Consider the following 13,084-nt stretch of genomic DNA (forward strand, 5'->3'; position numbering starts at 1 on the left):
TTGAAACGTAAGTTGAAGGTAAATTGCCGGTAAAGCTGCTTTGCTAATTCCCCACCAGTGCTTATCGTTCAGCCTCCCGTAAAAGAAGCCCACGCGCCCAATGGTTAATCATTCCATGCAATCGTCCCCCCGCAACTCCCGTCGCTGGCTGATCAGCCTGCTTGTCTTGTTGGTTATCGCCGTCCTGTGCTGGAAATTCTGGCCTGCCGGCTCAGCCCACAAGGAGGGCGGAGAGAAAGCGGCCGCCGGGCATACCGGGCGTTCGGGCATGATGCGGCCGGGCTTCGGCGGTGGCGCCGGGCCGATACCGGTGCGCGTGGCACCGGCGGTCACCGGGGACTTCCCGCTGTATTACAAGGCGCTGGGCACGGTCACCGCACTCAATACCATCAATGTGCGCAGCCGCGTTGGCGGCGAACTGGTGAAGATCAATTTCGAAGAAGGCCAGATGGTCAAGGCCGGCGACCTGCTCGCCGAGATCGATCCGCGTCCTTACCAGAATGCCTTGCTGCAGGCTGAAGGCACCTTGCTGCAGAATCAGGCGCAACTGAAAAACGCTCAGGTCGATGTCGAGCGTTATCGCGGCCTGTTCAAAGAGGACAGCATCGCCAAGCAGACCCTGGACACCGCCGAAGCGCTGGTCGGCCAGTACCTGGGCACGGTGAAAACCAATCAGGCGGCCGTCAACGACGCCAAGCTCAATCTCGAATTCACTCGAATCCGCGCGCCGATTGCCGGTCGTGTCGGTCTGCGTCAGGTCGACGTCGGCAACCTCGTCGCGGCCAATGACACCACGTTCCTCGCAGTCATCACCCAGACCCAACCGATCAGCGTCGCCTTCACCTTGCCGGAAAACAGCCTCGAAACCGTACTCGCCCGCTACCGCAGCGGCGCGAAACTGCCGGCCGAAGCGTGGGATCGCGGCGATACCAAACTGCAAGCGACCGGCGTGCTGCAAAGCCTCGACAACCAGATTGATGTCGCCACCGGCACGCTGAAATTCAAGGCGCGCTACGAAAACCGCGATCAGTCGCTGTTCCCCAATCAGTTCGTCAACGTGCACCTGCTGGCAGACACCCTCAAGGGCGTGATTCTGGCGCCGTCCGCGGCCATTCAATTCGGCACCAACGGCACCTTCGTCTACGCGCTGGACGGCGACAAGAAAGTCACTATTCGCCAACTGAAGATCGGCGCCAGCGATGGCAATAACACGGTGGTCACCGAAGGCCTGGCTGCTGGCGACCGCGTTGTGCTCGAGGGCACTGACCGTTTGAAAGAGGGCAGCGAAGTGGAGGTGGTCAACGACAGCAACCAGGTCCCGACCACCCCGACCGAACACCTGCAGGGCAAATCGGCCGCCAACCCGACGGACGCGGCAGTGACTGACAAGGCCAAGAAGGGCGCATGAAAATTTCGCGGCTGTTCATCCTCCGTCCGGTAGCCACTACCCTGAGCATGCTGGCCATCGTCCTGGCCGGCTTGATCGCTTACCGTCTGTTGCCGGTTTCGGCGTTGCCGCAGGTCGATTACCCGACCATCCGCGTCATGACCCTGTATCCCGGCGCCAGCCCGGACGTGATGACCAGCGCCGTCACCGCACCGCTCGAGCGCCAGTTCGGGCAGATGCCGGGCCTGACGCAAATGGCCTCGACCAGTTCCGGTGGCGCCTCGGTGCTGACCCTGCGTTTCAGCCTCGACATCAACATGGACGTCGCCGAGCAACAGGTGCAAGCCGCCATCAACGCGGCAACCAACCTGCTGCCGAGCGATCTGCCGGCACCGCCGGTGTACAACAAGGTCAACCCGGCCGACACCCCGGTGCTGACCCTGGCCATCACCTCGAAAACTATGCTGCTACCCAAGCTCAATGACCTGGTCGACACGCGCATGGCGCAGAAAATCGCCCAGATCAGCGGCGTCGGCATGGTCAGCATTGCCGGCGGCCAGCGTCAGGCCGTGCGGATCAAGGTCAACCCCGAGGCACTGGCGGCCAACAGCCTGAACCTGTCGGATGTGCGCACCCTGATCGGTGCCTCCAACGTCAACCAGCCGAAAGGCAACTTCGACGGCCCGACCCGGGTGTCGATGCTCGACGCCAACGACCAACTGACGTCGCCCGAGGACTACGCCAATCTGATCCTTGCCTACAAGAACGGCGCACCGTTGCGCCTCAAGGATGTCGCGGAAATCGTCGATGGCGCCGAAAACGAACGTCTCGCCGCGTGGGCCAACCAGAATCAGGCCGTCCTGCTGAACATTCAGCGTCAACCGGGCGCCAACGTCATTGAAGTGGTCGACCGCATCAAGGCGTTGCTGCCGAGCATCACCGACAACTTGCCGGCCGGTCTCGATGTCACCGTGTTGACCGACCGGACGCAAACCATCCGCGCCTCGGTTACTGACGTCCAGCATGAATTGCTGATCGCCATTGCGCTGGTGGTGATGGTCACGTTCCTGTTCCTGCGCCGCGCCAGTGCGACGATTATTCCCTCGGTGGCCGTGCCTTTGTCGCTGATCGGCACCTTCGGGGTGATGTACCTGGCCGGCTTCTCGGTCAACAACCTGACGCTGATGGCGTTGACCATCGCCACTGGTTTTGTGGTCGATGACGCCATCGTCATGCTGGAAAACATCTCCCGATTTATCGAGGAGGGCGACAGCCCGATGCAGGCGGCGCTGAAAGGTGCCAAGCAGATCGGCTTCACCCTGATCTCGCTGACCCTGTCGCTGATCGCGGTACTGATTCCGTTGCTGTTCATGGCCGACGTGGTCGGGCGCCTGTTCCGCGAGTTCGCCATTACCCTGGCCGTCGCCATCCTGATTTCCCTGGTGGTCTCGCTGACCCTGACGCCAATGATGTGCGCGCGTCTGCTCAAGCGTGAACCGGAGGAACACGAACAGGGGCGTTTCTATCGCGGCAGTGGTGCGGTGATCGACTGGATGATTGCCGAGTACGGGCGGATGCTGCGCTGGGTGCTGAAACACCAGCCCCTGACCTTGCTGGTGGCGATTGGCACCTTGGCATTGACCGTATTCCTTTACATGGTCGTACCGAAGGGCTTCTTCCCGGTGCAAGACACCGGCGTGATCCAGGGCATTTCCGAGGCGCCGCAATCGATCTCCTTTGCCGCGATGGGTGATCGCCAACAGGCACTGGCGAAGATCATTCTTGAAGACCCGGCCGTGCAGAGCCTGTCGTCCTACATCGGTGTCGACGGCGATAATGCGACGCTCAACAGCGGCCGCTTGCTGATCAACCTCAAACCCCATGGCGATCGCGATCTCACGGCCAGTGAAGTCATTGCGCGGTTGCAGCCGCAAGTCGACAAACTGGTCGGTATCCGTCTGTTCATGCAGCCGGTGCAGGACCTGACCATCGAAGACCGTGTCAGCCGCACGCAGTATCAGTTCAGCATGTCTTCGCCGGATTCCGAGTTGCTCAGCCAATGGAGCGGTCGACTGGTCGAGGCGCTGGCGCAGCGCCCGGAACTGACGGACGTGGCCAGTGATTTGCAGGACAAGGGTTTGCAGGTGTATCTGGTGATTGACCGTGATGCTGCCTCGCGTCTCGGTGTGTCAGTGGCGAACATCACTGATGCGCTGTACGACGCTTTCGGCCAACGGCAGATTTCGACCATCTACACCCAGGCCAGCCAGTACCGCGTGGTGCTGCAGGCTCAGGCCGGTGAGAAGATCGGCCCGCAGGCGCTGGACCAGATTCACGTCAAGACCACGGACGGCGCGCAGGTGCGCCTGTCGAGTCTGGCCCACGTCGAGGAACGCCAGGCGCAACTGGCGATCACCCACATCGGCCAGTTCCCGGCTGTGATGATGTCGTTCAACCTTGCGCCGGGTGTGGCGCTGGGGCATGCGGTGGACGTGATCGAACAGGTGCAGAAAGACATCGGCATGCCGGTGGGCGTGCAGACGCAATTCCAGGGCGCCGCCGAGGCGTTCCAGGCCTCGCTGTCGAGCACCTTGCTGCTGATTCTGGCCGCCGTGGTGACCATGTACATCGTGCTCGGCGTGCTTTATGAAAGTTACATTCACCCGATCACCATTCTTTCGACGTTGCCATCGGCCGCCGTTGGCGCCTTGCTGGCGTTGCTGCTCAGCGGTAACGACCTGGGCATGATCGCGATCATCGGCATCATTCTGTTGATCGGTATTGTGAAAAAGAACGCGATCATGATGATCGACTTCGCCCTCGATGCTGAGCGCAACCAGGGCATGGCGCCGGAACAGGCGATTTACCAGGCGGCGCTGCTGCGCTTCCGGCCGATCCTGATGACCACGCTGGCGGCATTGTTCGGTGCGGTGCCGCTGATGCTGGCCACCGGTTCTGGCGCCGAGTTGCGTCAACCGTTGGGTCTGGTGATGGTCGGCGGCTTGCTGGTGAGCCAAGTGCTGACGCTGTTCACCACCCCGGTGATCTACCTGTATTTCGACCGTCTCGGCCGCCGCTTTGGCAAAACCAATGCCGACACTGAAGAGGCGCCGGTATGACTGTCTGCACGCATTCCCCATGTAGGAGTGAGCCTGCTCGCGATGAGGCCGGCACATCCAACATTTATGTGAGCAGACAAATTGCTATCGCGAGCAGGCTCACTCCTACAGGGGTGTGCGGTGAAGCTGGGGATCGCGTGCGATGAATCTGTCCGGTCCTTTCATCAAGCGCCCTGTAGCGACCATGCTCCTGAGCCTCGCAATCATGCTGCTGGGCGGTGTCAGCTTCGGCTTGTTGCCAGTGGCGCCGCTGCCGCAAATGGATTTCCCGGTGATCGTGGTGCAGGCGAGCCTGCCCGGTGCCAGTCCGGAAGTCATGGCGTCCACCGTGGCGACGCCGCTGGAACGTTCATTCGGCGCGATTGCCGGCGTCAACACCATGAGCAGCCGTTCCAGCCAGGGTTCGACCCGGGTCATCCTGCAATTTGATCTCGACCGCGACATCAATGGCGCAGCGCGTGAAGTGCAGGCCGCGATCAACGCCTCGCGCAACCTGTTGCCAAGCGGGATGCGCAGCATGCCGACCTACAAGAAGGTTAACCCGTCGCAAGCACCGATCATGGTGCTGTCGCTGACCTCGGACGTGCTGGAAAAAGGCCAGCTGTACGATCTGGCCTCGACCATTCTGTCGCAGAGCCTGTCGCAGGTGCAGGGCGTCGGTGAAGTGCAGATCGGCGGCAGTTCGCTGCCGGCGGTGCGTATCGAACTTGAACCGCAGGCGCTGAACCAGTACGGCGTGGCGCTCGATGATGTACGCAAGACTATCGCCGATGCCAACGTACGTCGGCCCAAGGGTTCGGTCGAAGACAGCCAGCGGTTGTGGCAGATTCAGGCCAATGATCAACTGGAAAAAGCCAAGGATTACGAATCGCTGATCATCCACTATGCCGATGGCGCCGCGCTGCGCCTGAAGGATGTGGCCAAGGTCAGCGACGGCGTCGAAGACCGTTACAACAGCGGTTTCTTCAACGATGACGCGGCCGTCTTGTTGGTGATCAACCGTCAGGCCGGTGCCAACATCATCGAGACCGTCAACGAGATCAAGGCGCAACTTCCAGCGCTGCAAGCGGTATTGCCAGCCAGTGTGAAGCTCAATCTGGCGATGGATCGCTCGCCGGTGATCAAGGCGACCCTGCACGAAGCCGAGATGACCTTGCTGATTGCCGTGGCGCTGGTGATCCTGGTGGTGTTCCTGTTCCTCGGTAACTTCCGCGCCTCGCTGATTCCGACGCTTGCCGTGCCGGTGTCGCTGGTCGGTACCTTTGCGGTGATGTACCTCTACGGATTCTCGCTGAACAACCTGTCGCTGATGGCGCTGATTCTCGCTACCGGGTTGGTGGTCGACGACGCCATCGTGGTGCTGGAGAACATTTCCCGGCACATCGACGAAGGCGTCAAACCGATGCAGGCCGCGTACCTCGGAGCCAAGGAAGTCGGCTTCACCTTGCTGTCGATGAACGTGTCGCTGGTCGCGGTGTTTTTATCGATCCTGTTCATGGGCGGGATTGTCGAGAGTCTGTTCCGTGAGTTCTCGATCACGCTGGCTGCCGCGATTGTGGTGTCGCTGGTGGTTTCCCTGACGCTGACACCGATGCTCTGCGCGCGCTGGCTCAAGCCGCACACGCCGGGCCAGGAAAACCGCCTGCAACGCTGGAGCCGGCGGACCAACGACTGGATGGTCGGCAAATACGCCACCAGCCTCGACTGGGTGCTGCGCCACCGCCGCCTGACGCTGCTGAGTCTGCTGATCACCGTCGGGGTGAACGTCGCACTGTACGTCGTGGTGCCGAAAACCTTCATGCCGCAGCAGGACACCGGCCAATTGATCGGTTTTGTGCGCGGTGATGACGGTTTGTCATTCAGCGTGATGCAGCCGAAAATGGAGGTTTTCCGCCGCGCCGTGCTCAAGGACGAAGCCGTGGAAAGTGTTGCCGGGTTCATCGGCGGCACCAACGGCACTAATAACGCCTTCATGCTGGTGCGGTTGAAACCGATCAAGGAACGTCAGCTGTCGGCGCAGAAAGTCATCGAACGCCTGCGCAAGGAAATGCCCAAGGTCGCCGGTGCGCAATTGATGCTGATGGCGGACCAGGACCTGCAGTTTGGCGGTGGCCGCGAGCAGACTTCGTCGCAGTACAGTTACATCCTGCAAAGCGGTGATCTGGGTGAGTTGCGCAAATGGTACCCAAAAGTCGTGGCCGCGCTTCGGGCCTTGCCCGAACTGACCGCCATTGACGCCAAAGAAGGGGCGGGTGCGCAGCAGGTGACGTTGATTGTCGACCGTGACCAGGCCAAACGCCTTGGCGTGGACATGGACATGGTCACGGCGGTGCTGAACAACGCTTACAGCCAGCGGCAGATTTCGACGATCTACGACAGCCTCAACCAGTACCAGGTGGTGATGGAGGTCAATCCGAAATACGCCCAGGACCCGGTGACGCTCAAACAGGTGCAGGTGATCACCGCTGACGGCGCGCGGATTCCACTGTCGACCTTCGCGCATTATGAAAACAGCCTGGAAGACGACCGCGTCAGCCACGAAGGCCAGTTCGCCTCGGAGGATATTGCCTTCGACATGGCCGAAGGCGTCACGGTAGAGCAGGGCAGCGCGGCCATTGAACGGGCGATCGCCAAGGTCGGCTTGCCGGAAGATGTCATTGCGAAAATGGCCGGTACTGCCGACGCCTTCGCCGCCACTCAGAAGAGTCAGCCGTTCATGATCCTCGGTGCGCTGCTGGCGGTGTATCTGGTGCTGGGCGTGCTGTATGAAAGCTATATTCACCCGCTGACGATTCTCTCGACCTTGCCGTCGGCAGGTGTCGGGGCGCTGCTGTCGATCTATGCGTTGGGTGGCGAGTTCAGCCTGATTTCATTGCTCGGCCTGTTCCTGCTGATCGGTGTGGTGAAGAAAAACGCCATCCTGATGATCGACCTCGCCTTGCAACTGGAGCGTCATCAGGGCATGACCCCGCTGGAATCGATCCGCAGTGCCTGCCTGCAACGACTGCGCCCGATCCTGATGACCACGCTGGCAGCGATTCTCGGCGCCTTGCCGTTGCTGCTCGGCCGCGCCGAAGGTGCGGAAATGCGTCAGCCATTGGGCCTGACGATTATCGGCGGGCTGATTTTCAGCCAGGTGCTGACGCTCTACACCACACCCGTGGTTTACCTTTATCTCGACAAGCTGCGCCATCGCTTCAACAAATGGCGTGGCGTGCGCACTGACGCCGCTCTGGAAACTCCGCTATGACTGACCGTTCGCTTATCCATCTGGCCTCTGTTCGCGGCTCGCGTCTGTTGAGCCTGTCGCTGTGCGTGGCGTTGCTCAGTGCCTGCGCTGTCGGCCCGGACTACCAGCGCCCGCAAACCGCTGAAATTGCCCAGTACAAGGAAGCCGAGGGCTGGCGTCAGGCCAATCCCAGCGATTCGCTGGCGCGTGGTGCCTGGTGGGAGCTGTACGGTGATCAGCAGCTCAACGGGCTGATCGAGAAACTCAACAGCTCCAACCAGACCGTCGCGCAATCCGAAGCCCAGTTTCGTCAGGCCCAGGCGCTGGTGCGCAGTGCGCGCGGGGCGTTTTACCCGAGTGTCGATCTGAGCGTGGGCAAGACCCGCTCCAGTCAGGGCACTGGCAGCAGCAGTTCGAGTCTGAGCAGTTCCTCGAGCGGGATTCGAGATACCTACAACGCGCAGTTGGGCGTCAGTTGGGAAGCTGATATCTGGGGCAAATTGCGCCGGGGACTTGAGGCGGATCAGGCCAGTGCCCAGGCGAGTTTTGCCGATCTGGCGGCGATGCGCCTGAGCCAGCAGTCGGAGCTGGTGCAGAACTACCTGCAATTGCGGGTGATCGATCAGCAGAAACGACTGCTCGAAGCCACCGTTGCGGCGTATGAACGTTCGCTGAAAATGACACAGAACCAGTACCGCGCCGGTGTTTCCGGGCGAGACGCGGTGGCCCAGGCGCAAACCCAGCTGAAAAGCACTCAGGCTGATCTGGTCGATCTGATCTGGCAGCGCGCGCAGTTCGAGAACGCGATTGCCGTGCTGACCGGGCAAGCCCCGGCGGATTTCAATATCGCCGAAACGCAGAACATTCCCAACCTGCCACAAGTGCCGTTGAGTCTGCCTTCGCAGCTGTTGGAACGGCGTCCCGACATCGCCTCGGCCGAGCGTTCGGTGATTGCGGCCAATGCCAACATCGGCGTGGCGAAAGCGGCGTATTACCCCGACCTGTCGCTGAGTCTGAGCGGCGGTTACAGCAGCAGTACCTCAAATGACTTGATCAGTTTGCCCAACCGTTTCTGGTCGGTCGGGCCCAAGCTGGACTTGCCGCTGTTCGACGGCGGCATTCGTTCGGCGGAGGTTGACAGGACCGAAGCGGTGTATGACCAGACCGTGGCCAAGTATCGCCAGACCGTGCTCGATGGTTTCCGCGAGGTGGAAAACTACCTGGTGCAGCTCAAGGTGTATGAAGACGAAGCGGCGGTGCGCCAGGAAGCGCTCGACGCGGCGCGTGATTCGCTGCGTCTGACGGAAAACCAGTACAAGGCCGGATTGATTGCCTACATCGACGTGGTCGTGGTGCAAGCCACGGCATTGAGCAACGAGCGCAGCGTGCTGAACATCCTGCAGAGCCGCCTGATCGCCAGCGTGCAACTGATCGCCGCATTGGGCGGTGGTTGGGACGGGCAACTGGATGTGAGCGACTCCAAGTGACGATAACCTCCCTTTAGAACCTGCCGCAGGCTGCGAGATCAAAATCAAAAGATCGCAGCCTTCGGCAGCTCCTACAGGGCGGTGGCTTATGTAGGAGCTGTCGAGTGAAACGAGGCTGCGATCCTCTGATCTTGCCTGTTAAAGAATCAAGGTCAAAAGATCGCAGCCTTCGGCAGCTCCTACAGGGCGGTGGCTTATGTAGGAGCTGTCGAGTGAAACGAGGCTGCGATCCTTTGATCTTGCTTGTTAAAGAATCAAGGTCAAAAGATCGCAGCCTTCGGCAGCTCCTACAGGGCGGTGGCTTATGTAGGAGCTGTCGAGTGAAACGAGGCTGCGATCTTCTGATCTTGCCTGTTAAAGAATCAAGGTCAAAAGATCGCAGCCTTCGGCAGCTCCTACAGGGCGGTGGCTTATGTAGGAGCTGTCGAGTGAAACGAGGCTGCGATCCTTTGATCTTGCCTGTTAAAGAATCAAGGTCAAAAGATCGCAGCCTGCGGCAGCTCCTACAGGGCGGCGGCTTATGTAGGAGCTGTCGAGTGAAACGAGGCTGCGATCCTCTGATCTTGCCTGTTAAAGAATCAAGGTCAAAAGATCGCAGCCTCCGGCAGCTCCTACAGGGGCGGCGGCTTATGTAGGAGCTGTCGAGTGAAACGAGGCTGCGATCCTTTGATCTTGCTTGTTAAAGAATCAAGGTCAAAAGATCGCAGCCTCCGGCAGCTCCTACGGGGGGAGAAGTGCTTTCCAGAGCCTTGTAGGACGATCAAACAAACGTTTCATCGGGTTAGTGGCAATTTGATTACTTTGTCAGTGCGTTCTTCTGTGCAATCAGTACAATCGGCGCATTTGCCCGGCCGAGAATGGACGCAGTACGGATCGGGTCGCCACGAGAATGCACATGCTCATCGGTAGTTATTCGTTCACCCTGGTTTTCATTTCGCTGTGCGTGGCGATCCTCGCGTCATACACCGCACTTGACCTGACCGGGCGCATTGCCACCGCCAAGGGACGTGCCGTGCATTTCTGGACGGCAGGCGGTGCGCTGGCCATGGGTGTCGGCGTCTGGTCGATGCACTTCATCGGCATGCTCGCCTTCAAACTGCCGATCGATCTGGGCTACGACATCACCATTACCGCGCTGTCGCTGCTGATCGCGGTGCTGTCCTGCGGGTTTGCCTTGTGGCTGGTCAGCCAGCCGAAATTGCCGATCCTGCAGCATGCATTCGGCGCCTTGATCATGGGCGCCGGCATCAGCGCGATGCATTACACCGGGATGGCCGCCATGCGCATGACACCCGGGATCGACTATGACCCGGCGCTGTTCGGCGCGTCCTTGCTGATCGCCGTCGGTGCTTCGGCCGCCGCCCTGTGGATCGCCTTTCGCCTGCGCCAGCATTCGCCCTATGTGCGCCTGATTCGCGCCGGGGCAGCGGTGATCATGGGCATTGCCATTGTCGGCATGCATTACACCGGCATGGCCGCCGCGCAGTTTCCCGATGGCAGCTTCTGCGGCGCCACCCTCAATGGTCTGAAGGGCAACGGCCTCGACAGCCTGGTGCTGATCACCACGCTGGCGGTGCTGTCGATCGCATTGCTCACATCGATCCTCGACGCACGCCTCGAAGCGCGCACCGCCGATCTGGCGCACTCGCTGACGGTGGCCAACCGCGAACTCACGCAACTGGCGCTACACGACACCCTGACCGGTCTACCCAATCGCATGCTGCTCGATGACCGGATCAATCAGGCGATGAAAAAAGTCCATGAGCAGGGCGGCTGTTTTGCCTTGATGTTTATCGATCTGGACGGATTCAAACCGGTCAACGATGCTTTCGGCCACCACATGGGCGATCAGTTGTTGCGCGAGGTGGGCGTGCGTCTGCGTGAAGACCTGCGCAGCCTGGACACCCTGGCGCGGATTGGCGGCGACGAGTTTGTGCTGTTGGTGCGCCTGACCGAACCCAATGATGCATTGGGTCTGGCGGCGCGTCAGGTAGGCCTGATTGCGCGGCCGTTCCGTGTTGCCGAACATGATTTGCAGATTTCCGCCAGCGTTGGCATTGCTCTGTACCCGGGCAATGGCCTGAACGCTCAGGAACTGTTGATGAATGCCGACGCGGCGATGTACCACGCCAAGGGGCTCGGCAAAAACGGTTACAGCTTCTTTGACGCGTCGATGAACAACAACGCGCGCAAGCAGTTGCAGCTGTTGCAGGACCTGCGCGCGGCACTGGAACACAGCCAGTTCAGCTTGTATTACCAACCCAAGTTCAACGCCGCCACGGGTAACCCGGTTGGTGCCGAAGCACTGTTGCGCTGGCAGCATCCGCTGCACGGCATGCTCATGCCGGACAAGTTCATCGAACTGGCGGAGAAGACCGGCCTGATCATCCCGATCGGCGAATGGGTGCTCAACGAGGCTTGCCGGCAGATGCGCGAGTGGTACGTGCTGGGTTACACCGATTGGCGTATTGCGGTGAACCTGTCGGCGTTGCAGTTCTGCCATGCCGGGCTGGTACAAAGCGTTGCCAAGGCACTGGCTACGCATCATTTGCCGGCCAATAGCCTGACGCTGGAAATCACTGAAACCACGGCCATGAGCGATGCTGACGCGAGCATGACTGTGTTGCAGGAGTTGTCGGACATGGGCGTCGACCTGTCCATCGACGACTTTGGTACCGGTTATTCGAGCCTGATGTACCTCAAGCGCCTGCCGGCCAATGAGCTGAAAATTGACCGTGGTTTTGTCCGCGATCTCGAGCACGACAGTGATGATGCGGCGATTGTGTCGGCGATCGTCGCGCTGGGTCAGGCACTGGGTTTGCGCATTGTCGCCGAAGGTGTTGAAACCGGCGTGCAACAGGATTTCCTCACTCAGCTGGGCTGTGATTCGTTGCAGGGTTATCTGCTCGGGCACCCGATGCCGGCGGAGCGCTTCATGCAAGACATCGTGCGCGGCAAGGAACTGTCAGCAGTCTGAGGTTTATTGTGGTGAGGGGTTTTGCATGGGCGGTTCTGCTGCCAACACAGCCCATGCAAAACCCGTCAAGGGCGGTTATTCTTTCCCCCGACTGTTATGGGTGCATTGGGGGGAAAGGCCAGCATGGATAAAGTCATTGTGATCACCGGTGGCGGGCGCGGGATCGGCGCCGCTACGGCGCTGTTGGCTGCCGAGCAAGGCTATCGGATCTGCATCAATTACCAGCAAGACGAACAGGCCGCGCAAAGCGTGCTGGAACAAGTCCGTGCTCTGGGCGCACAAGCCATTGCGGTCCGCGCCGACGTCAGTATCGAAGACGAAGTGGTCGCGCTGTTTCACCGGGTCGACACCGAATTGGGCCGCGTCACCGCACTGGTGAACAATGCTGGCACCGTCGGACACAAATCTCGGGTCGATGAAATGTCCGAATTCCGCATCCTCAAAATCATGAAAACCAACGTGCTGGCGCCAATCCTCTGTGCCAAGCACGCGATCCTGCGCATGTCGCCCAAACACGGCGGGCAGGGCGGCAGTATCGTCAACGTCTCCTCGGTAGCCTCGCGACTGGGCTCGCCGAATGAGTACGTCGATTACGCCGCCTCAAAAGGCGCGCTGGACTCGTTTACCATCGGTTTGTCCAAGGAAGTGGCGGGCGAGGGGATTCGCGTCAATGCAGTACGTCCGGGGTTCATCTATACCGATTTCCACGCACTGAGCGGCGATCCGGATCGGGTCAGCAAGCTGGAGTCAGCGATTCCGATGGCCCGTGGGGGGCGGCCGGATGAGGTGGCGGAGGCAATTGTCTGGTTGTTGTCGGATAAGGCTTCGTATGCGACGGGGACGTTTGTTGATCTCGGTGGCGGGCGTTAATTTTTTCAATGTGTG

The 13,084-nt window shown here is 60.3% G+C and carries 6 protein-coding genes; all 6 read left to right on the forward strand.

Translation table 11 applies throughout. The annotated features are described in order from the left end of the window. Nucleotides 1-100 precede the first annotated feature (100 nt). The 6 genes from ACZZ0B_RS10370 (at nucleotide 101) to ACZZ0B_RS10395 (ending at nucleotide 13,069) form a co-directional block, all read left to right on the forward strand. The gene (locus ACZZ0B_RS10370; protein WP_008086448.1) at nucleotides 101-1,408 is read left to right on the forward strand and encodes an MdtA/MuxA family multidrug efflux RND transporter periplasmic adaptor subunit; all 1,308 of its coding nucleotides are present in this window, start codon (nucleotides 101-103) and stop codon (nucleotides 1,406-1,408) included. After that, entirely contained in the window at nucleotides 1,405-4,506 is a 3,102-nt protein-coding gene (locus ACZZ0B_RS10375) for an MdtB/MuxB family multidrug efflux RND transporter permease subunit (protein WP_463545097.1), read from the forward strand. The genes ACZZ0B_RS10370 and ACZZ0B_RS10375 overlap by 4 nt, the downstream gene beginning before the upstream one ends. A gap of 142 nt (nucleotides 4,507-4,648) precedes the next feature. Then, complete coding sequence (locus ACZZ0B_RS10380) at nucleotides 4,649-7,756, forward strand: efflux RND transporter permease subunit (protein WP_008086444.1); 3,108 nt, start codon at nucleotides 4,649-4,651, stop codon at nucleotides 7,754-7,756. Next, a complete protein-coding gene (locus ACZZ0B_RS10385; protein ID WP_463545098.1) occupies nucleotides 7,753-9,222 on the forward strand; it encodes an efflux transporter outer membrane subunit in 1,470 nt (489 codons plus the stop codon). Before ACZZ0B_RS10380 ends, ACZZ0B_RS10385 begins: the two co-directional genes overlap by 4 nt. A gap of 895 nt (nucleotides 9,223-10,117) precedes the next feature. Then, on the forward strand, nucleotides 10,118-12,199 hold the full coding sequence (locus tag ACZZ0B_RS10390; protein ID WP_463545099.1) for a putative bifunctional diguanylate cyclase/phosphodiesterase: 2,082 nt from the start codon (nucleotides 10,118-10,120) through the stop codon (nucleotides 12,197-12,199). Nucleotides 12,200-12,322: 123 nt separating this feature from the next. After that, nucleotides 12,323-13,069: an SDR family oxidoreductase gene (locus ACZZ0B_RS10395; protein ID WP_008087201.1), complete on the forward strand. Its 747-nt coding sequence runs from the start codon at nucleotides 12,323-12,325 to the stop codon at nucleotides 13,067-13,069. Nucleotides 13,070-13,084: the final 15 nt, after the last annotated feature.

This window comes from Pseudomonas sp. AC247 (genome assembly GCF_979258015.1).